Source organism: Sphaerochaeta globosa str. Buddy (assembly GCF_000190435.1).
Classification (GTDB): domain Bacteria; phylum Spirochaetota; class Spirochaetia; order Sphaerochaetales; family Sphaerochaetaceae; genus Sphaerochaeta; species Sphaerochaeta globosa.
This window is the reverse complement of the sequence record NC_015152.1, coordinates 3,054,235-3,074,131: the sequence shown is the minus strand read 5'-3', so window position 1 is coordinate 3,074,131 and position 19,897 is coordinate 3,054,235. Positions and strand designations below refer to the sequence as shown.

The window sequence follows — 19,897 nt, the reverse complement described above, 5'->3', positions numbered from 1 at the left end:
GCCATGCTTAGTCCAAAGAGAGTAAAATATAGAAAGAAGCAGCGTGGCACCACCGATGGTGTTGCACATCGCGGTATTACGATTGCTTTTGGTGAGTATGCCCTGTTGGCTCTCGAGCCGAAGTGGATCACAAACCGCCAGATTGAGGCAGCACGTGTTGCGATGACCCGTCATATTAAGCGTGGTGGTAAGGTATGGATCAGGATTTTCCCCGACATGCCCTACACTAAGAAGCCCGCTGAAACCAGACAGGGTAACGGTAAAGGTGCCCCCGAAGGGTGGGTTGCTGTAGTAAAGACCGGTGCTGTCATGTTTGAAATGGGTGGCGTTACCGAAGAGTTGGCTCGTGAAGCACTGGCGCTTGCAGCGTCCAAGCTTCCGATCAAGACGAAGTTTGTCGCCAGAAGGGAAGTGGAGTGAGATTATGAAAAATTCATACAATGATTTAACCCTTGACGAACTGGCTGCCAAGAAGGAAACCCTGCATAAAGAGTATTTCGACCTTCGTATGGGAAGAGTGCTCGGGCATGTGGAAAATCCTCTTGCTGTTCGTACCATTAGACGGAACATCGCTCGTGTGAATACCCGCATTCGCGAATATGAGCTCGGAATCCGGAAAGCGGCAAAGTAAGGGAGAGCGATTCAGATGGAAGCTAACAAGAAAAGTTTTACCGGCCAGGTGGTCAGTGACAAGATGGACAAGACAATCGTCGTGGCTATCTCCTCCAGAAGACTGCATCCCCTGTATAAGAAGTATGTGACCACCACTAAGAAAGTGAAGGCACATGATGAAAGGAACGAGGCCAATATCGGCGACACAGTACGTGTTGTTGAAAGCCGCCACATCAGCAAAGATAAGTGCTGGCGTCTCGTGCAGATCGTCGAGCGCGCTCGGTAATAGGAGAGAGACGATATGGTACAGATGCAGACGTATTTGAATGTTGCGGACAACAGTGGTGCCAAGCAGGTGCAGTGCATCAAGGTGCTTGGCGGTAGCCACCGGTATGTTGCTGGTGTCGGCGATATTATTGTAGTTGCTGTAAAAAATGCCTTGCCCCACGGCGCCATCAAAAAAGGTGACGTTATGAAGGCAGTCATTGTTCGAACAAAGAAGGAATACCGCCGACCTGACGGTACCTATATCAGGTTCGATGACAACGCTTGTGTTATCATCGATGCCAACAATAACCCGCGCGGCAAGCGTATCTTCGGGCCCGTAGCTAGAGAGCTGCGTGACAAGTACATGAAGATCGTTTCACTCGCGCCGGAAGTGTTGTAGGAGTGTGCACATGAAGCTTAAGAAGAACGACACCGTACTGATTATTGCTGGAAAGGACAAAGGTAAGTCTGGCAAGATCGTAAAGGTAGACCGTGAGAATGAGAGGGTCGTCGTCCAGGGTGCCAACATGGTCAAGAAGACCATGAAAAAGAAGAATCCGCAGGATAAGGGCGGCATCATGGAAATCGAGGCTCCGATCCACGTTTCCAACGTTGCGTATGTCACCGGCAAAGGTGAACCTACCAGGATCGGGTACAAGTTTGATGAAAGTGGAAACAAAGTCCGCTACGCCAAGAAAACCGGGGAAGTAATCTAATGGAAAAGTTCGTACCAAACCTTAAAACGAAATACCTTGAAACTGCGGCACCTGCCCTGTTCAAGGAACTTGGCTACACCTCCAAGATGCAGATTCCTGCCCTGGAAAAGATTGTTGTCAGTGTTGGTGTCGGCGAAGCTATTACCAATAAGAAGCTTCTCGATGCTGCTGTTAAAGAGCTCGAGCAGATCACCGGTCAGCATGTCTTGAAGACTAAGGCCAGAAAGTCCATTGCTAACTTCAAGGTCCGCGAGGGCCAGGAAATCGGCGCTATGGTCACCTTGCGCGGTGACAACATGTGGTTCTTCCTGGAACGGTTGATTAGTGTTGCTCTTCCCCGCGTCAAGGACTTTAAGGGTGTAAAGCCCAATGCCTTTGATGGTCATGGAAACTATTCGCTTGGTATCACTGAGCAGATTATTTTCCCGGAAATCGACTTCGACAAAATCGAGCGTGTCAGCGGCTTCAATATTGCCATTGTTACGACCGCGAAGACCGATGAAGAAGGCTACGCCCTGCTTGCAAAGCTCGGCATGCCCTTCAGTAAATAAGGGTGGAGACATATGGCAAAAAAATCATTGATCGTAAAGGCCAATAGGGAGCCCAAGTTTAGTTCCAGACACGTTAATCGCTGCAGAGTTTGTGGCAGACCCCGTGGCTATATGCGCCAGTTCGATATGTGCAGAATCTGCTTCCGCAAATTGGCAAGTGAAGGCCAGATTCCTGGTGTTACCAAATCTAGTTGGTAGGAGAGAAAAATGGCTGTAAGTGATCCAGTTGCTGATATGCTGACCAAAATCAGAAATGCTAGTTTGGCTAAGCATGAAAAAGTAGATATTTCCACTTCTAAGATGAAGCTTCAGATTGTGAAGATTCTCAAGAATGAAGGATTTATCAAGAACTTCAAGAAAGTAACGAAGGATGGTATTTCCTACATCCGCGTTTTCTTGAAATATGATGAGACGCAGGGTCCTGTATTGCACGGGATTGACCGCATTTCTACCCCTGGCCGCCGGATTTATACCGGTTACAGGGATATGCCCCGTGTGTACAACGGACATGGTGTTGTTGTAGTATCCACTTCTGCTGGTATCATAACCGGTAAGAAGGCGACTGAGAACAAGGTCGGTGGTGAGCTGATCTGCTCTATTTGGTAAGGTGGTATAAAATGTCCAGAATTGGAAAATTGCCAATCACAGTACCTCAAGGGGTCAAGATTGCCGTCACCGATGGTGTTATCCATGTTGAAGGTCCGAAGGGAAAGCTCAATTGCCCTACCCGTCCTGAAGTGGTACTCACCATTGAAGGTTCTGTCGTTAAGGTTGCTCCTAAGGATGAGTCCAAGGAATCTAATGCTTTCCAGGGTCTCTATCGCCAGTTGATCAACAATATGGTTTTGGGAGTTTCCAAAGGTTTCTCTCGCACCCTTCTGATCAACGGTGTTGGCTATCGTGCCGACCTGAAGGGAAATCTGCTGACTTTGAACCTCGGGTACTCCGTAATGATTGAAGTTGTTCTTCCCCAAGGAATCACTGCTGTTGTAGAGAACCCCAACAAGGTTACCTTCAGCGGAATTGATAAGCAGCTTGTCGGGCAGACTTGTGCCGAGATTCGTTCCCTCCGTGGACCTGAGCCGTATAAGGGTAAGGGTATTCGGTATGATAACGAGGTCATCCGTCGCAAGGCTGGTAAGACCGCTTCGGCAAAGAAATAGTGGGTAGGTAAGAAAGATGAATAGAGTAATCGACAAGAGAAAGAAGCTTGCTCGGCGCAAGCATCATATTCGCAAGAACATCTCCGGTACTGCCAGCAAGCCAAGGATGAGCGTATTCCGCAGCAACTCCCACATGTATGTTCAGGTTATCGACGATGTAGCAGGTAGCACCCTTGTGTCTGCCAGCTCCATGGAAGCTGAACTGAAGGGCTTGAAGAACACGATTGCAGATGCTGCTAAGCTTGGTGAGGCTGTTGGGAAGAAAATGCTCGAGAAGAACATCGATACTTGTGTGTTCGACCGTAACGGCTATCTGTTCCACGGCATTGTCAAGAGCATCGCTGACGGCGCACGTAAAGCCGGCGTCAAGTTCTAGGGGGAAACTGTGGAAAGATCGAGAGAAAGAGATAACAATAAGAACGACGGGTATGTTGAAAAGCTGATCAAGCTTAACCGTGTTGCCAAGGTTGTCAAGGGTGGTAGAAGGTTCTCCTTCTCAGCTCTGGTAGTCGTAGGTGATCAGAACGGTAAGGTTGGATACGGATTTGGCAAAGCCAATGACGTAACTGAAGCTATCCGCAAAGCCGTCGATCGTGCAAAGGCTAGTATGATTGTCGTCGCTGTGAAGAAGACTTCCATTCCTCACGAGATCATTGGCAATTACAAGAGTGCAAGCGTATTGCTTAAGCCCGCAGTGCCCGGTACCGGTATTATTGCCGGTGGTGCAGTGCGTGCCATTTGCGATGCATGCGGCATTAATGATATCCTGAGCAAGAGCCTTGGATCTAAGAACTCCATCAATACGGTTAAGGCTACATTTGATGCGCTTGAGCACCTATTTGATGCGAAGCTTGTTGCTAAGAATCGGGGCAAGTCCCTGAGTGAGATGTGGGGGTAATATGATGGCTGAAGTTAAGAAGATCAAGGTCACCCTGATCAAAGGCCTATCAGGTCGCCTGCCAAATCAGCGCAGGACTATCAAGGCTTTGGGGCTCAACAAGATTTCCAGCTCGGTTGTACATGATGCCACCCCTGCAAACCTTGGGATGGTCCGTGTAGTAGCTCACCTTGTGAAAGTCGAGGAGATGTAAGATGGGACAGATTAATGCACCGAAGGGTGCAAATATGAAAAAGACTATCGTAGGTCGTGGCGCTTCCTCAAAGGGTCGCTCCTGCGGTAGAGGTCATGATGGACAGAACTCCCGCTCCGGCGGCGGCGTCCGTCTTGGCTTTGAGGGCGGTCAGAATCCTCTGTATCGCCGTGTCGCTCGTAGGGGTTTCTCGAACAGCGTCTTCGGTCAGGAGTACGTAGTCGTGTCCCTGGATGTGATTTCCGCCAACTTTGAGGATGGAGATGTAGTTACCCTCGACGCCCTTAAGGACGCTGGGTTGGTTAAGGGTTACAATGCACAGGCCAAAATCCTGAGCAATGGGGAACTGACCAAGAAGGTAGTCATTGACGGACTGAAGGTTTCCGCAAGCGCAATCGAAAAGATTAAAGCTGCGGGCGGCGAAATCAGATAACAAAGAAGGGCTTTATGGCAAACTCCTTAGTTGAGATGTATAGAATTAAGGATCTTCGGAAGAAGATTTTCATTACCCTGGGCCTGTTGATTGTCAGCAGGGTCGGGGCCGTGATTCCTATTCCCGGGATTGATCCGGAAGTTCTGAAACTGTTTTTTCTTTCACAGAGTTCAAGTTCTAACATCGGTTTGACTGAGTATCTGAACTTTTTCTCTGGCGGAGCATTTTCCAACTTCTCACTCTTTATGCTTGGCGTTATGCCTTACATCAGCACACAGATTATTGTGCAGCTGTTGATGTTGGTCATTCCCTCGTTGAAGAAGCTGGCTCAGGACCCGTCAGGCCATAAGAAGATTCAACAGTATACCAGGTATGGTACTATTGTTGTTTGTCTGATTCAGTCGTATGTAGTAACCATCTACGCCAATTCCATTCCCGGCGTGATGACTATGGGTATCGTTCCCTTCACGTTGGTAGCAATGCTGACTGTGACAACCGGTTCGATGCTCTTGATTTGGATCGGTAATAAGATCACCCAGTGGGGTATCGGAAACGGTATCAGCTTGTTGATCTTCGCCGGTATCGTCGCAAGATTCCCCGAGGCCATGTCGGTCTTGTTCAGAAGCATCTCCGCGGGTGTTCTGAATCCGATTGTAGTCTTGGTGGTGTTTGTGATGTTCTTGGTGGTTGTCGCTCTCGTCGTGTATGAAGAGCAGGGTGTCCGCAAGATTCCCGTGAACTACGCTAAGCGTGTGGTAGGCCGGAAGATGTATGGTGCACAGAGCACATATATCCCTATCAAGGTCAACCCCTCGGGCGTAATCCCGGTAATTTTTGCAAGTGCATTGCTCTCCTTCCCGCTGCAGATCGCTACTACCTTGGGCCCAGAAGTAAGGTGGCTTGCCGCCTTTGCTAATTGGCTGAATCCGCAGGGTGCCCCCTATCTGATTATCTACGCCCTGTTGATCATAGCGTTTGCTTTCTTCTATACGCAGGTGTCTATGAACCCGGTTGAGATGGCCAAGCAGATTCGTGAGAATGGTGGCTCGGTGCCCGGTGTCCGGACCGAGAAATTGGAAGAGTACCTTACCAGGGTTCTCAACCGCATCGTTCTTCCCGGCTCCCTTTTCTTGGCTTTTATCGCCTTGATTCCCACGCTGGTACAGAAGTTCTTTAACTTCCCTTCGACTGTGGCCATGCTCTTTGGTGGAACGTCACTGCTGATTCTTGTCGGCGTTGACTTGGATACCATGCGTCAGATTGAGGGTATCATGAAAATGCACCACTACGATGGGTTCAATGTGGGTGGCAAGAAGTCAAAACATATTTAGGCTAGGAGCTAGAACATGAAAGTAAGAGCAAGTGTCAAACCGATTTGTGACAAGTGCAAAGTAGTCAGACGGAATGGGGTAGTCCGCATTATTTGTGACAATCCCAAGCACAAGCAGAGACAACGATAACAGGGTTCGCGGCGCAAGCCTTCCAACTCTATAAGAGAAATTCAGGAGGCCATGAATGGCGAGAATTGCAGGTGTAGATTTGCCGAACAAGGCAGTGAAAATCGCCTTGACCTATATCTACGGGATCGGTAGGTTTTCGGCGGTTGAGATTTGTGAAAAAACAAATATTAATCCCGATACCAACATCAACACCCTTTCCAGTGAGGATCTTGCAGTACTTCGTAAGGTAATCGAGGAAGAGTACAAGGTTGAGGGACGTCTGAGAACAGAAGTCGCTCTGAATATTAAGCGCCTTATGGACATCGGCTGCTATCGTGGCCTTCGTCATCGTAAGGGTCTTCCGGTACACGGACAGCGGACGAAGACCAATGCCCGTACTCGCAAGGGTAAGAAGAAGACCGTTGCGGCTAAGAAGAAATAAGGAGCAGGTACCATATGGCTACAGCAAAACGTAAAGTCAAAAAAACGGTATACGAAGGAAACGTCTATATTCAGGCGACCTTTAACAATACCATTGTTACCGTAACCGACCTCAACGGGAATGCGGTATCTTGGGCAAGTGCTGGCGGACTTGGGTTCCGCGGTGCTAAGAAGTCCACTCCCTATGCAGCACAGACCACTGCCGAGAAGGCAGCCAAGGCTGCTATGGATAGTGGGTTGCAGGAAGTGAATGTATTTGTGAAGGGACCTGGTGTTGGCCGTGAAAGCGCCATCAGGACGTTGGGTGTGCTCGGACTTAAGGTTCGCTCCATTCGTGACGTCACCCCCATCCCCCACAATGGATGCAGACCTCGCAAGAGTAGAAGAGTCTGATGAGGAGATAGCAGTTACATGGCAAGATATACTGGACCTAAGTGCAGATATTGCAGAGCCGAGAGGACCAAGTTGTTCCTCAAGGGAGAGCGTTGCCACAGCGGCAAGTGCCCGATGAACGACACCAAGTCCACCGGCCTTCCGGGCAAGGATCCCCGAGCCCGTTCAAAGAAGCCGACCGACTACGGTTTGCAGCTGCGCGAGAAGCAGAAGCTGAAGAGAACCTATTGCATGCTCGAGAAGCAGTTCAAACTGACCTTCGACGAAGCAGCAAGAATTCCCGGTAAGACTGGTGAGAATTTGATCATGCTTTTGGAGCAGAGGCTCGACAACGTGGTGTTCCGTCTCCACTTTGCAGCCAGCCGCAACCAGGCAGCTCAGTTTGTCAACCACGGCCACATTTTTGTGAATGGAAAGCGTGTGAGCATTCCTTCCTATCGCCTTCGCCCCGGTGACGTAGTCAGCGTTGGAGTAAAGGGTCAGAAGATGCTTATGATTAAAGAAAACCTCAAGGAATACACCAAGTCCGGTGTCTGCCAGTGGCTGAGTCTGGATGTGGATGCAATGAAGGGTACCTTCGTAGCAGTTCCGAGAAGAAGTGAAGTCACCGAGCTCGAGAAGATTAACGAGCAGCTGGTTGTCGAGTTGTATTCCAGATAAGGAGTAACCATGGCACGCAAAAACCTTCTGAAGGGCTTCAAGAAGCCCAAGGGGATTACCTTCGAACACAGCGCAGTTGAGCCGAATTATGGTAAATTCATCGCCTATCCATTTGAGAGAGGTTTTGGAACCACGATTGGTAACACGCTTAGGAGGGTGCTCCTCTCATCGATCCAGGGGTATGCCGTCACTGCCGTAAAGTTCACCAGCTTCAATGAGGATGGTGTTCCCCACCTGATTTCCAGCGAGTATGAACAGCTTCCTGGTGTCCGCGAAGATATCGCTGACATCATTGCTGCTCTGAAGAAGTTGCAGATTAGGATGCCCGAAGATTCGGAGGGAACCAACCTCCTTATCGAGTGCAAGGGACCCGGCATTGTAACCGGCGCAAACTTCGAGCGTGACCAGGTTGAGATCACCAACAAGGATTTGGTTCTCTTCACGATGATGGATGATGCCAACATCGAGATGGAAGTCCAAATCGACCTTGGCAGGGGCTATGTCCCGTCTGAAATCAACGAGAAGTATGTGGAAGAGATTGGGACTATACCCATCGACGCCACGTTCTCACCGGTTACCCGCGTTAAGTATTCAATTGAACCCACCCGTGTCGGCTATCGTAGCGATTACGACAAGTTAACACTGGAAATCTACACTGATGGTACGATTGCACCACAGAATGCTCTTGCTGAAGCTGCAAAGATTGCGAAGGAATACTTCCAGATCTTCATCAATTTCGACGAGACTCTGATCAGCAATAACGATGAGGTGGACGAAGAGGAAGAGAGAGTTCGCAAGATTCTCAATACCTCGGTTGAAGAGCTCGAACTTACTGTTCGATCCAGCAACTGCTTGAAGAACGCCAATATCCGTACGATTGGTGATCTCACCAAGAAGACTGAGGAAGAGATTGCAAAAACGAGGAACTTCGGTAAGAAGAGCCTCCAGGAAATCAAGGAAAAGCTGAAAGAATGGAATCTCAGTCTCGGGATGACAGACTACAGTGTTCTGAAGACAGCAATCAAAGTACCTGGGAACAAGGAAGAAGAGAATGAAGCATAGGATTGGATTCAATGCGCTTAGTAGGAACTCTGCTCACCGCAAGGCCCTCAAGCGCAACATGGTGACCTCCCTGTTCAGATATGAACGGATTGAGACCACCAAGGCAAAGGCTCTGGAAGTTCGCAAAATGGCAGAGAAGATGATTACCCGTGCCAAGATTGACAGCGTTGCAAATCGCCGTCAGATCGCCCGGGACATCACCGATGAAGCAATTTCTGCAAAGCTTTTCACAGAGATCGCCCCTTTGTTTGTCGAGCGGAAGGGCGGTTATACCCGCATCCTGAAGACCGGCAACCGACTCGGCGACGCTGCCGAGATGGTAATCCTCGAGCTGGTTGAGAAGACCGCAAAGCCCGAGAAGAAGGCTGAAAAGAAGTCTGAAAAGGCTGAGAAGAAAGCCGAAAAGCCAGCCAAGAAGGCTGAGAAGAGTGACAAAGAGGAAAAATAAGCCTCTTATGGGCCTCTTCACTGACTCTAAAACCCGTATGGGTGAAGCCGCTGTTGTAATGACGGCGGTTTTTTTATTGGCATGTATACCGGTACGATTATCCCTAATTATCTGAACAATCTGTACTTATAGGCATGATAGTGTTACTTTCAAGCCTTGACAATTCCAACAAGCGTACGTATCATTGTACCATTATAATAGGGGGTAGTATATGGAACGTATACTTATCATCCTCCTTAGTTGTCTTATTGGTATCATCTTAGGTTGGTTAAGCCGTTGGCTGTATGCGAAATTTAAGCTTACCTCGGTCGAACAGAGAGCGATCAGGCTGAACGAGGAAGCGATAAAGGAAGCGGAAGCAAAGAGCAAAGAGCTCTTGCTTGAGACTCGGGATCAGTTGTTGAAAGAACAACAACAGCAGGAACGAGAGGCTAGAGAAAGGCGAAGTGAGCTGCAACGCTTGGAGAGGAGACTTCTTCAGAAGGAAGAGAATCTCGAGCACAAGCAGACTGAATTAGATGCTATCAGGAAGCAATTAGGAGACCGGGAAGCAGGACTTTCCCGGAAAGAACTTGAGGTTGCCGAGAAAGAAGGCAGCCTGATTACAGAACTTGAACGTATCGCTGGTATGTCCGCTGATGAGGCTAAGAACATCATCATGGAGACAATGTACAACGATGCGAGGAGAGATGCGCAGCTCATGATCAATAAGATTGAGCAGGAAGCGCAACTTTCCGCTGACAAAAAAGCGCGTGATATCGTAGTAACCTCAATCCAGAGGCTTGCCACGGAAGTCGTCGGTGATGTGACAATCAGTTCGGTAAGTCTGCCCAGTGATGAAATGAAGGGCAGGATTATTGGTCGTGAGGGAAGAAACATCCGTACGCTTGAAACCCTCACCGGGGTTGATGTCATCATCGATGATACTCCAGAAGCTGTGGTCATCTCGTGTTTTGACCCGGTCCGCAAGGAGATCGCCAGAGTGGCTTTAGAGCGTCTGGTTCAGGATGGACGTATTCATCCTGCACGTATCGAAGAAGTCGTCAACAAAGTCACCAAAGAAATTGGAAGAATTATCGCCGACGAAGGGGAGAAGGTCATTTTCGATCTTGGTATCCATAATGTCGGTCCGGAAACCATTCGTGCATTGGGAAGGTTGCATTTCAGGACCAGTTATGGCCAGAACGTGCTTAGCCATTCCAAGGAAGTAGCTATACTTTCCGGTATGATCGCCAGTGAGATCGGAGCAAACAGCGAGCTTGCGATGCGCTCTGGGTTGCTTCACGACATCGGCAAGGGTATTGAGACTGAGAGTGATGCGAACCACGCAGAACTTGGCGCCGATATGGCCAAGCGTCTTGGTGAGGACCCGAGGGTGGTTAATGCCATTCTGGCTCACCACAATGATACCGATCCTCAGACTATTGAGGCGGTCATTGTGCAGATTGCAGATGCAATCAGTGCCGCACGCCCTGGAGCCCGTCGTGAAACTTTGGACAACTACATCAAACGCCTTGAATCTCTTGAGCAGATTGCTGAGAGCTTCTCCGGTGTTGACAAGGCCTATGCCATCCAGGCAGGTCGTGAGTTGAGGATTCTGGTGAACAACGACCAGGTCACCGACGATGGAGCCAAGGAGATCGCCAAGGGCATCGCCGGCCGCATTGAAGCTGAACTGAGATATCCGGGCCGAATCAAGGTGACCATCATCCGTGAGATGAGGGTCGTCGAATACGCTAGGTAGGTTGTTCGTGGCTGATGCAAAAACATGTGTTGCCCTGCTGCTTGGGGATGTCTGTGGACAGCCCGGAAGCAGGGCGCTTTTTCTTGGATTACATACTCTGGTCAAGGAGTATCGTGCTGATGTGATCGTAGTCAATGGCGAAAATGCAGCCAATGGCTTCGGTCTTTCAGCCGCTCTGATGGACCAGTTTTTCTCCCTCGGGGTCAATGTGATTACCAGTGGCAATCATATCTGGCAACAGGATGACCTCAGGCCTCTGCTCGATAGCGAAAAGCGCTTGCTCAGACCTGCAAACTACCCACCCCAGGCTCCCGGGCATGGGGCGGTGGTGGTAGACATCAAGAACTATAAAGTTGCTGTGCTGAATCTTCAAGGTCGCCAATCGATGAGCAGTATTGACTGCCCGTTCCGAGTGGGCATGGATCAGGTACAGCGCTTAAGAAAGCAAACACCCTTGATTCTGGTCGATTTTCATGCGGAAAACTCCGAGGAAAAGGAAGCACTTGCCTTTCACTTGGATGGCAAGGTCTCCGCTGTGGTGGGAACACACACCCATGTTCAGACTGCTGATGAGAAAATACTCCCCGGAAAAACCGCCTATATCACCGATTTGGGTCTCTGTGGTCCATCGGCAAGCGTCATCGGTTCCGATCCCGCTGTCTCGATTGCCAAACAACTGACACAGATGCCCCTGCGTACCGAGATTGCCAATACAGCACCCCTGTTGCAAGGAGTATGTATCAGCTTGGATGTCGCAAGCGGACAGGCCCTTTCGATTGAGAGATTCTCAAGGTTGTACGATATCTGATGAAAGCTCGCAAGGTTGTACTGCTTCAGGCCTTGAGCCGGCAGTTTGACGAGTACACCAAAGACCAGCTCACTGCTTTCATTGTATGCCGCAATGTGTTGGTGGACGGGGTACTCGCTACCGATCCCCGCTTTTTGGTTGACCCCAACGCATCGTTCTCTTTTACGTTTGATACCTATGTTTCCCGTGGTGGCTACAAACTGGAACATGCACTCGACCAATTTGGGTTGGGTGTGCAGGATTTGATTATGCTCGATGCCGGTTCTTCCACCGGAGGTTTCACCGACTGCCTGCTCAAGCGGGGTGCCAAGCTGGTGCACAGCGTCGACGTTGGGTACAACCAGCTCGATTGGCGGCTGAGAACCAACAGCCAAGTCATGGTGCACGAGAAACAGAACATCATGACCCTCGAAGCGCTCGATCCTGCTTGTGACGCCGCTGTGTGTGACCTCTCCTTCCGTTCGATTGCAGGGGCTGCAAGCCATATTCTCTCGTTGTGCAAGGATGGATGGTTGGTCTCATTGATCAAGCCGCAGTTCGAGGTTCCCAAGGGATTGGCAAATTTCAATGGAGTGGTTCAAGATTGCACTATTCTCATGCAAGTCATGCGTAAGGTGTATGATTTGCTTGCAGAAGACGAGGTGGGGATACATCAATTGGCTAAGAGTCCGATAACCGGACACAAGGGAAATATTGAGTTTCTTGCATTGTTGAAGCTGAAGCCTGGCTTGAGCAAGAGCGAGCTGGATGAACACTTGGAAATCTTGGTCAGGTAAGCCGCTTCCCTTCGACGAGAATCACCACATCTTTGACCCGGGAGAAGTTGAGTGCAGTCCGACGTATTTGGTGCCTGGCCGATTCGAGATCGGAGGAGAGCAAATACTCCTTGGAGAAGTCCACGAAGAGGATTCTCGATGAAAGGGTGACTCCTCGGAGTGTAGTATCGGGGTGTATGTAGCTGACTGCTCCAGACTTTAGGATTTCCAATGTAGGACCGGCAAGCAGTGCTTCAAAGGTGTCGTGGTATGCACTTCCTCCCAAGCGTTCCTGGCGAACGGCATATTTCTGGTAGGTTTCTGGAAACAGTACAAACACCACTTCCACATTGCGTTTGTTTGTTTGGGTGGATTGTTCGGTCATGCTGCCTTTCAGCACCGCCAGCACACCACTATCGTCAATGGATTTCTTGACTCGCGGATAGCTGAGCACCACCACTGCGAGGGTGAAAAGCAGCCAGATGAGAAACAACACCAAGGTGTGGCGTTTTCTCGGTTTTTCTGTGACGATTGGATTTTCCATCGGATGCATTCTAACAAATCGTAGGTAGTGTTTCCAGCTTTACATCAGTAGATAAAGTCCGTATAGTACATTACATATGAGGATATTCAAGGGGATAGCAGCTTCCGAGGGGTTGGCGAAGGGAAAGGCGTTGGTGCATCATCACGCTTTGATGACTGCAGAGAAGCAACATATCCTGGCCGATGGTGTCCCCGGGGAGCTGGAAAAGTTTCGGGGTTCACTAGTGACGGCAAAGCATACCCTGCAAGAGCACAATGTAAGTGATATCTCCAAGGAGTCGAAAGATATTCTGGAGACGCACTTGCTCATGCTCGAAGACCCTGAGTATATCCAGCAGATTGAAGCGTATATCACCACCAACCTCGTCTGTGCCCAATGGGCTATCGATTCAGTTACCTCCAGCATGGTAAGTCTGCTCGACCAAACTGATGATGAGCTGTTGCGGGAACGTGCCGTGGATTTCAAGGATGTCTCACTGTATTTGATTGATGCCATCAAAGGCAAAGGTCAGCGACGGATGGAGCACCTGAATGAGGATGTAATCCTTGTTGCCGATATCCTGATGCCCAGTGAACTCTTTGCCATGGACAAGACTCATATTTTGGGTATTTGTCTCGATGGCGGGGGAAGGGCCAGCCATGTGGCGATTCTGGTACGTGCCTTCAATATTCCCACGGTACTTGCTGCAGGCGGGGCCTCAAAAACGGTCAGCGACGGCGACGAGATGATCATTGACGGTACCTATGGTGAGGCGTTCATCAGACCCGACCATACCGTTTCGCAGATGCTCGATGAGCGGTATGCGCGTTGGCAGCAACATGAGGTGGAGCTGCATCAGATGGCTACTCTGTCGAGCACCACAACCGACGGCCACGAGGTGCTGCTGAAGACCAATATCCAGACAGCCAATGAGGTGGAGGCGGCTCGGGCCTGCGGTGCTTCCGGTATCGGTCTGTTCCGTTCTGAGTTCCTGTTTATGGAGTCTTTGGAAAATCCGTCAGAAGAACGGCAGTTTGAGGCTTACAAGCAGGTCATTGAAGCTATGGCACCCAAACCGGTAACCATCCGAACCATCGATATCGGTGGGGACAAGGTGGTCAGCGGTTTGGGTATCGATGAAAAGAACCCGATCCTCGGATGGAGGGCGGTCAGGTTCTGTCTCTCTCGCAAGGATATCTTTACCGTACAGCTAAGGGCGTTGCTCCGCGCCAGTGTCTACGGAAAATTGCAGATTATGTTCCCCATGATTAGCGGGGGGGAAGAGTTGAATGCGGTCTTGCACCTCCTTGAGCATGTCAAGGAAGAGTGTCGAAGTGAACGCATTCCCTTTGACCCCTATATCAAAGTGGGGACCATGATCGAGGTACCGTCTGCAGCCTTGTGTGCAGACATTCTGGCCAAGAAGGTGGACTTCTTTTCTATTGGAACCAATGACTTGATCCAATATACCATCGCCGTTGATCGGGGAAATGAGAAGATTGCCTACCTGTATCAGCCATTTCACCCCGGTGTGCTGCGATCGATCAGAATGATCGTCCAAATGGCACACCAAAACAATATACCGGTAAGCCTCTGTGGGGAGATGGCTTCCGATCCGTTCTGTTCCGTGCTGTTGGCAGGAATGGGACTGGATGAATTGAGTATGGGATCCCAAAGCCTGCTTCAGGTTCGAAAAATTCTTCGCTCTGTCTCCTACCAGGAAGCGAAGGAGCTTGCCGAGCACGTGCTGGAAATGGACTCCTATCTGACGATTACCACCTATATAAGGGAGTGGATGCATGACCGATTCGATCATTTCACCACCATCTGAGAACGTTGATACCCAGGTAAAGATTCCTGTGGTATCCATCATAGGACGGCCCAATGTGGGCAAGTCCACCCTCTTCAATCGCCTTATTGGAAAACGACGAGCCATTACCGACCCCACGCCCGGGGTTACTCGTGATCTGATACCCGAACGCTGGCTGTTGGGCAACCATCCGGTTACCCTCATCGACTCCGGCGGAGTGAAAGTAGATCGTGACAGCATGGATGACCTGGTCGCCCAGAAGAGCCTTAGTCTCTTGGAGCTCAGCGATGCTATCGTTTTCATGATGGACTGCACTGAAGTAACAGCCGAGGACCGGGAGTTGCTTGAATACTTGCGCCCGTTCACTGAGAAGATTGTCTTGGTAGTCAACAAGGTTGATGACCCCAAGCGAGAAAACCTGCTCTGGGAATACTATGAGTACGGGTATCAACGGATATTGGGTATTTCAGCAGCACATGGACTGGGTATCGAGGAGTTGGAAGACACTCTTCTGGGCATGCTCAATCTTGTAAGTCTCGAAGAGGCTCCCGAAGAGGAAGAACGGGTAAAGATTGCCATCCTTGGCAAACCCAATACCGGCAAATCTACCTTGACCAACCTGCTCGTCGGAAAAGACATCTCAATCGTCAGCGATATTGCAGGAACCACCCGTGATGTAGTCATGGGCTCCTTCAACTACAAGGGCAGTGACTTTACGGTGCTCGATACTGCTGGTATCAGGCGCAAGAGCAAGGTCGATGAGGATGTTGAGTACTACTCCGTCAACCGTGCAATCAAGACCATTGATGAAGCAGACGTAGTGCTGCTGATGATCGATAGCGTGGAAGGCCTTGCCGACCAAGACAAGAAGATTGCCAATCTCATCGTGCGCCGTGGCAAGGGTATCATTCTGGTACTGAACAAGATTGACTTGCTCACAGGAATCGGCAATGAGTTGGAAGCAATCAAGGACCGCATCAGGTTCTTGTTCCCCATTCTAAGCTTCGCACCGCTGACTTCCATCAGCGCCTTGAAGGGTCAGGATATCGGTAAGTTGCTTGATATGGTCTGGACTGTCTGGAAGCAGCTCAACAAGCGTGTGGAGACTGCACGGCTTAACGAGGCGATCAAGGAGTGGGGCGAGGCCTACCAGCCCCCGCGCGGCAGCACAGGCCACTACAAGGTGTACTATGGCACGCAAATCAGCGCAAACCCTGTGAAGTTCCTGTTTTTTGTAAACAGGATTAAGGACTTCCCGCAGATTTACATCCAATATTTGAAGAACTGCATCCGCAAGGACTTGGGCTTTACGCTCATTCCCATCGAGGTTGATCTTCGTGAGCGAAGACGCAATCCCTCGCTGAATGAACGCGGACCGAAACCGCAGGCCAATCCTACGCCCCAAAAAGAGGTCAAGCGCAACACCGGCGGCAAGGCTTTTGCCAAGCCGAAAGCTAATAAGCCTGGAAACAAGGCCTCTGTCGACAAGACACGCAAGCGAAACGAGAAGCAGGGCAATCGGGGGCGGGGTTAGGGATGGGGTTCTTGATTGAACAGGGCATCAGGGTTCTATGCCTCGATATTGATGGAACCCTCTATCCCAAGCGGATGCTCAATACTAGGATGCTTCGCTCTTCATTCCCTTCGCTTCGCTTAGCTATGGCCTTCAATTGGGCGCGAGCCGAGTATCGTCGAATCCAGGATGAGGAGCCGACACTCAAACCGAGTCGTGAAGGGTTGCTCGACCTCCAGACTCGGTTGGTCTGTGGTCGGCTGGGACGTCCATTGTCTGAACAGAGTCTGCAAAAGACTCGTAGTGCCATCGATAGGCAGTTCTATCAGGCTTGGGAGCGATCTTTTCGTTCGATCAAGGCATATGATGGAATGCGGGATGCTCTGGTGCAGGCGAAGCAACATGGTCTTGTCATAGCCGTGTTCAGTGATTTTCCTCTTGCCAAAAAGCTTGAAACACTCGGTATCGTCGACCTGGTGGATATAGCCTACAGTTCGGAGGAGAGTGGGTATCTGAAACCGAGTGGCAATGCATTCTCTTTCTTGCTTGAGCGTCTGGCTGTCCAACCGGACCAAGTCCTCTTTATGGGAGACAGCTATTCCAAGGATTGTCAGGGTGCAAAGAGGGCTGGTATGTACTCCTGCCTGATAACCTCGGCAAGGACGAAAGTCTACCCTGATGCTGATCTCGTGATCGGCTCTTGGAAGGAGTTTGCTTCTCTGGTACTCTGACTACATGGAGGTGCGGTATGGGACTTGAACTATTGCTTCCTGTGATTCTCTTTCTGATTACGTTGGTCATTATCTACTTGTTGAGAGTGGAGGATAAACGAGACCGCCGTCTGGATTTGATGAAGCAGAAGGTCAGTCTCTTTTCCCGAGAAGTGGAATCGGCTCGATCCCAGTTCAAGGATACCGCCCAACAGGTCGAGGAGCGTGTCAATCATAGGATTGAGGCTTCGAACCAGATGCTCATGCGTCTTGACAGCCAACTTACAGAACTCGAAGTTCGCAGTGATGACCTTGCCAAGCTGCAAGGAGTGCTTACAACCTATCGCGACTCTTTAACTAAATTGGGTGCCACCACTGCACAGGTTGAGGCACGTATTGAGCAGGTAAAGGAAGAGGTGCAACGCATTGAAGCGGTGCAGACAATTATTGATGGATTTGATGCAAGAATTGAATCCTTCAGGAATTCACTCGCTTCAATGATAGAAGAGGGAAGTGAAGCAATCTCCAATCAACAGCTGAAAGTGAAGCAGCTGTTGGATACTTCCTATGCAAAACTGCAGGAATATGAGAGTGAGGTCCAGGAGGTTGAGAGGGCCAATCAAGCGCGAGTCGCCTCTCATGCTGAGATGCTCAAGAGCCATGAAGCTGCTTCATTGGCAGTGCTCTCCGGCCAGCTTGCCAAAATTCGTCAGCTCGGCGATGAGAGTGATCAGATTATTGCTTCCAACGAGCATGCTCTTCAACTTTCGCGCGAGCAGGCTTTCCAGGATTTGAACGAACAAAAGAAAAACTATGAAGCAGTCAAGACTGATGTCGAAAAAGCATTGGTTCAGCAGAAACAGACCATGCAGCAGCTGGCAGAAGAAGTCAACACGCAGTCGCTGCAATCCTTGAAGGCTTTCTCCCAAGAATGCAATGCCGAGATGGAGAATCTGTTTACCCATACCATCACCAAGACTGATCAGGCGTTCCAAACCATGATTCACACGATTACCAGCTTCATCCAGGAGTTGCAGGAACGAGTCGTGCAGGCCCAGCAGATGAGCGAGCAGCTTAAGACGCAGGAGCACGTGAATCTGGAAACGTATGCCAACGAGATTCAGGAATTGGTCAAGCGCTACGATGACGTCCAGGAGAATCTTAGAAGAGGCAATCGCAAGCAGGAAGAACTTGGCCAGGTGATAGCATATCTTAAGGATGAAGCAACATCGTTGCATAAAAATCTGGAGCATCTGAATAAAGAGAAAGAAAGTATTATCACATCCAATACTCAGCAGAGCAGCAATGTTGCAGCTCTTGCCGCTTCATTGGCTGCCCTCGCTTTGCAATTGAATCAGAAGCAGGATGAGTTGGATACGATTAACGAAACCATCCAGGAGCAACAGCAACAGTTACAAGCTCATGTATTGAAAGCTGAGGCTCAAGAGAAGGCTAGTTCTGAAACAGAAGAACTGCCTGAAACAGAAGAACTGCCCGAAACAGAAGAACTGCCCGAAGCAGAAGAGCTGCCCGAAACAGAAGAACTGCCTGAAACAGAAGAGCTGCCTGAAACAGAACAGCTGCCTGAAACAGAAGAGCTGCCTGAAACAGAAGAGCTGTCTGAAACAGAAGAACTGCCCGAAACAGAAGAACTGCCCGAAACAGAAGAACTGCCCGAAACAGAAGAGCTGCCTGAAACAGAAGAGCTGCCTGAAACAGAAGAGCTGCCTGAAACAGAAGAGCTGCCTGAAACAGAAGAGCTGCCTGAAACAGAAGAGCTGCCTGAAACAGAAGAGCTGGATGATGCAGAAGAGCTGGATGATGCAGAAGAGCTGGATGATGCTTTAAAGAATAAAAATGCCTGGGTTGAGTACGTTCCTGAAGGGGAAGAAGAAGAGATTACTTTGGATGAGGAAGAGGATAAAAATACTTGACGCTTCCTCTTGAGTGTGAGTATGTTATCTGCATGCCCGAGATCGGGCTACTCTTTATGATATGAATGGTTATGATTCAGAGCCTGGCATGAAGATCTTTCTGTATGCCGGGCTTACAAATAGACATGTGCCAATTTCTGATTTTGGTGTGTGGGAAATCGAGGGACGGAATGGATAAGAAAGAAAAGAAAAGCAAGTCTGATGATCAGAGTGAAGTGAAAACCGCAACCCAACAGGCTGTTGAAAATCAACAAGAGGTGCCGACTTCCTCAGAAGCTGCAGGACAGGAAGCTCAGAGCCCGTCTGAACTTGAACAGAAGGAGTTGGAAATCGTGCGATTGAAAGAACAGCTTGCGACGGCTCAGAGTGATCTCGCTTCCCTGAAGGAACAGATGCTTCGTGACCGTGCAGACCTTGAGAATTATAGAAAGCGACTCATCCGTGACAAGGATGATTCAATCAAGTTTTCCAATGAGAGTCTGATTAAGGACCTTTTGCAGCCGCTTGATGATTTTGGACGTGCTTTGGAAGCTGCAGAGTCTACCAAAGATTATGCTAAAGTGCATGACGGCGTACTGATGGTGAATGCTCAACTCTATGCAACCTTGGAGAAGAATTGGGGCCTTCAGAGAATTGAATCAGTCGGAAAAGAGTTCAATCCTGAAGAACATGAATCCTACATGGTTGTTGTTGATGATTCACTGGAAACGGAAACTGTTTTGGAAGAGTTCATCAGCGGGTACAAATTGCATGGTCGTGTCATTAGGCCTGCAAAGGTAAAAGTCGGTAAGCCAAACGTTTGACGATTGACTGCCGTATGAGTA

Annotated in this window: 29 protein-coding genes; 28 read left to right on the top strand and 1 reads right to left on the bottom strand. The window is 49.6% G+C overall.

The features are described 5' to 3' along the window. Positions 1-3 precede the first annotated feature (3 nt). The 23 genes from rplP to SPIBUDDY_RS14250 all read left to right on the top strand — a co-directional run bounded on the left by rplP (position 4) and on the right by SPIBUDDY_RS14250 (position 12,604). Positions 4-420, top strand: a complete 417-nt coding sequence (gene rplP, locus SPIBUDDY_RS14350) for a 50S ribosomal protein L16 (RefSeq protein ID WP_013608495.1) — start codon at positions 4-6, stop codon at positions 418-420. A gap of 4 nt (positions 421-424) precedes the next feature. After that, positions 425-631 carry a 50S ribosomal protein L29 gene (rpmC, locus tag SPIBUDDY_RS14345; protein ID WP_013608494.1) on the top strand — a complete coding sequence of 69 codons (207 nt, stop codon included), beginning with the start codon at positions 425-427 and terminating at the stop codon, positions 629-631. A 15-nt stretch (positions 632-646) separates the two neighbouring features. After that, positions 647-898, top strand: a complete 252-nt coding sequence (gene rpsQ, locus SPIBUDDY_RS14340; RefSeq protein WP_013608493.1) for a 30S ribosomal protein S17 — start codon at positions 647-649, stop codon at positions 896-898. A gap of 15 nt (positions 899-913) precedes the next feature. Beyond that, the gene (rplN, locus tag SPIBUDDY_RS14335; protein ID WP_013608492.1) at positions 914-1,279 is read left to right on the top strand and encodes a 50S ribosomal protein L14; all 366 of its coding nucleotides are present in this window, start codon (positions 914-916) and stop codon (positions 1,277-1,279) included. A 10-nt stretch (positions 1,280-1,289) separates the two neighbouring features. Further along, positions 1,290-1,595, top strand: a complete 306-nt coding sequence (rplX, locus tag SPIBUDDY_RS14330; RefSeq protein ID WP_013608491.1) for a 50S ribosomal protein L24 — start codon at positions 1,290-1,292, stop codon at positions 1,593-1,595. After that, the gene (gene rplE / locus SPIBUDDY_RS14325; protein WP_013608490.1) at positions 1,595-2,146 is read left to right on the top strand and encodes a 50S ribosomal protein L5; all 552 of its coding nucleotides are present in this window, start codon (positions 1,595-1,597) and stop codon (positions 2,144-2,146) included. Before rplX ends, rplE begins: the two co-directional genes overlap by 1 nt. A 12-nt stretch (positions 2,147-2,158) precedes the next feature. Further along, positions 2,159-2,344, top strand: coding sequence for a type Z 30S ribosomal protein S14 (locus SPIBUDDY_RS16085; protein WP_013608489.1), 186 nt, complete (start codon positions 2,159-2,161; stop codon positions 2,342-2,344). A 9-nt stretch (positions 2,345-2,353) separates the two neighbouring features. Beyond that, positions 2,354-2,752: a 30S ribosomal protein S8 gene (rpsH, locus tag SPIBUDDY_RS14320; RefSeq protein ID WP_013608488.1), complete on the top strand. Its 399-nt coding sequence runs from the start codon at positions 2,354-2,356 to the stop codon at positions 2,750-2,752. A gap of 11 nt (positions 2,753-2,763) precedes the next feature. After that, the gene (gene rplF, locus SPIBUDDY_RS14315; protein ID WP_013608487.1) at positions 2,764-3,309 is read left to right on the top strand and encodes a 50S ribosomal protein L6; all 546 of its coding nucleotides are present in this window, start codon (positions 2,764-2,766) and stop codon (positions 3,307-3,309) included. A 16-nt stretch (positions 3,310-3,325) separates the two neighbouring features. After that, complete coding sequence (rplR, locus tag SPIBUDDY_RS14310) at positions 3,326-3,685, top strand: 50S ribosomal protein L18 (RefSeq protein ID WP_013608486.1); 360 nt, start codon at positions 3,326-3,328, stop codon at positions 3,683-3,685. 9 nt (positions 3,686-3,694) lie between these two features. Then, positions 3,695-4,207: a 30S ribosomal protein S5 gene (gene rpsE, locus SPIBUDDY_RS14305; protein WP_013608485.1), complete on the top strand. Its 513-nt coding sequence runs from the start codon at positions 3,695-3,697 to the stop codon at positions 4,205-4,207. 4 nt (positions 4,208-4,211) lie between these two features. Continuing rightward, positions 4,212-4,400, top strand: a complete 189-nt coding sequence (gene rpmD, locus SPIBUDDY_RS14300; protein ID WP_013608484.1) for a 50S ribosomal protein L30 — start codon at positions 4,212-4,214, stop codon at positions 4,398-4,400. Between the two features lies 1 nt (position 4,401). Next, the gene (gene rplO / locus SPIBUDDY_RS14295; protein WP_013608483.1) at positions 4,402-4,833 is read left to right on the top strand and encodes a 50S ribosomal protein L15; all 432 of its coding nucleotides are present in this window, start codon (positions 4,402-4,404) and stop codon (positions 4,831-4,833) included. A 14-nt stretch (positions 4,834-4,847) separates the two neighbouring features. Continuing rightward, positions 4,848-6,164 carry a preprotein translocase subunit SecY gene (secY, locus tag SPIBUDDY_RS14290; protein ID WP_013608482.1) on the top strand — a complete coding sequence of 439 codons (1,317 nt, stop codon included), beginning with the start codon at positions 4,848-4,850 and terminating at the stop codon, positions 6,162-6,164. A 15-nt stretch (positions 6,165-6,179) separates the two neighbouring features. Further along, positions 6,180-6,293, top strand: coding sequence for a 50S ribosomal protein L36 (gene rpmJ / locus SPIBUDDY_RS16080; RefSeq protein WP_013608481.1), 114 nt, complete (start codon positions 6,180-6,182; stop codon positions 6,291-6,293). Positions 6,294-6,348: 55 nt separating this feature from the next. After that, a complete protein-coding gene (gene rpsM, locus SPIBUDDY_RS14285) occupies positions 6,349-6,714 on the top strand; it encodes a 30S ribosomal protein S13 (protein WP_013608480.1) in 366 nt (121 codons plus the stop codon). A gap of 14 nt (positions 6,715-6,728) precedes the next feature. Next, complete coding sequence (gene rpsK, locus SPIBUDDY_RS14280; RefSeq protein ID WP_013608479.1) at positions 6,729-7,106, top strand: 30S ribosomal protein S11; 378 nt, start codon at positions 6,729-6,731, stop codon at positions 7,104-7,106. A gap of 18 nt (positions 7,107-7,124) precedes the next feature. Beyond that, positions 7,125-7,766 carry a 30S ribosomal protein S4 gene (gene rpsD / locus SPIBUDDY_RS14275; RefSeq protein WP_013608478.1) on the top strand — a complete coding sequence of 214 codons (642 nt, stop codon included), beginning with the start codon at positions 7,125-7,127 and terminating at the stop codon, positions 7,764-7,766. A 9-nt stretch (positions 7,767-7,775) separates the two neighbouring features. Next, positions 7,776-8,828: a DNA-directed RNA polymerase subunit alpha gene (locus SPIBUDDY_RS14270; protein ID WP_013608477.1), complete on the top strand. Its 1,053-nt coding sequence runs from the start codon at positions 7,776-7,778 to the stop codon at positions 8,826-8,828. After that, positions 8,818-9,276, top strand: a complete 459-nt coding sequence (rplQ, locus tag SPIBUDDY_RS14265; RefSeq protein ID WP_013608476.1) for a 50S ribosomal protein L17 — start codon at positions 8,818-8,820, stop codon at positions 9,274-9,276. Before SPIBUDDY_RS14270 ends, rplQ begins: the two co-directional genes overlap by 11 nt. 211 nt (positions 9,277-9,487) lie before the next feature. Continuing rightward, positions 9,488-11,020 carry a ribonuclease Y gene (rny, locus tag SPIBUDDY_RS14260; RefSeq protein ID WP_013608475.1) on the top strand — a complete coding sequence of 511 codons (1,533 nt, stop codon included), beginning with the start codon at positions 9,488-9,490 and terminating at the stop codon, positions 11,018-11,020. Positions 11,021-11,027: 7 nt separating this feature from the next. Beyond that, positions 11,028-11,828: a TIGR00282 family metallophosphoesterase gene (locus SPIBUDDY_RS14255; protein ID WP_013608474.1), complete on the top strand. Its 801-nt coding sequence runs from the start codon at positions 11,028-11,030 to the stop codon at positions 11,826-11,828. Beyond that, complete coding sequence (locus SPIBUDDY_RS14250; protein ID WP_013608473.1) at positions 11,828-12,604, top strand: TlyA family RNA methyltransferase; 777 nt, start codon at positions 11,828-11,830, stop codon at positions 12,602-12,604. The genes SPIBUDDY_RS14255 and SPIBUDDY_RS14250 overlap by 1 nt, the downstream gene beginning before the upstream one ends. Here the strand turns inward: SPIBUDDY_RS14250 and SPIBUDDY_RS14245 are convergent. Beyond that, positions 12,597-13,127 carry a GerMN domain-containing protein gene (locus SPIBUDDY_RS14245; protein WP_172634209.1) on the bottom strand — a complete coding sequence of 177 codons (531 nt, stop codon included), beginning with the start codon at positions 13,125-13,127 and terminating at the stop codon, positions 12,597-12,599. The two genes, SPIBUDDY_RS14250 and SPIBUDDY_RS14245, sit on opposite strands and share 8 nt — an antisense overlap. A 76-nt stretch (positions 13,128-13,203) precedes the next feature. On the opposite strand from SPIBUDDY_RS14245, the gene ptsP reads away from it, so the two are divergent. The 5 genes from ptsP to SPIBUDDY_RS14220 all read left to right on the top strand — a co-directional run bounded on the left by ptsP (position 13,204) and on the right by SPIBUDDY_RS14220 (position 19,876). Further along, positions 13,204-14,937, top strand: a complete 1,734-nt coding sequence (ptsP, locus tag SPIBUDDY_RS14240; protein WP_013608471.1) for a phosphoenolpyruvate--protein phosphotransferase — start codon at positions 13,204-13,206, stop codon at positions 14,935-14,937. Continuing rightward, positions 14,906-16,450: a ribosome biogenesis GTPase Der gene (gene der, locus SPIBUDDY_RS14235; RefSeq protein ID WP_013608470.1), complete on the top strand. Its 1,545-nt coding sequence runs from the start codon at positions 14,906-14,908 to the stop codon at positions 16,448-16,450. Before ptsP ends, der begins: the two co-directional genes overlap by 32 nt. A 2-nt stretch (positions 16,451-16,452) precedes the next feature. Beyond that, entirely contained in the window at positions 16,453-17,160 is a 708-nt protein-coding gene (locus SPIBUDDY_RS14230) for an HAD family hydrolase (RefSeq protein ID WP_013608469.1), read from the top strand. 17 nt (positions 17,161-17,177) lie between these two features. Continuing rightward, on the top strand, positions 17,178-19,073 hold the full coding sequence (locus SPIBUDDY_RS16350) for a SpiroCoCo family coiled-coil protein (protein WP_013608468.1): 1,896 nt from the start codon (positions 17,178-17,180) through the stop codon (positions 19,071-19,073). A 170-nt stretch (positions 19,074-19,243) separates the two neighbouring features. Further along, on the top strand, positions 19,244-19,876 hold the full coding sequence (locus tag SPIBUDDY_RS14220; protein WP_013608467.1) for a nucleotide exchange factor GrpE: 633 nt from the start codon (positions 19,244-19,246) through the stop codon (positions 19,874-19,876). The last annotated feature ends 21 nt before the right edge of the window (positions 19,877-19,897 follow it).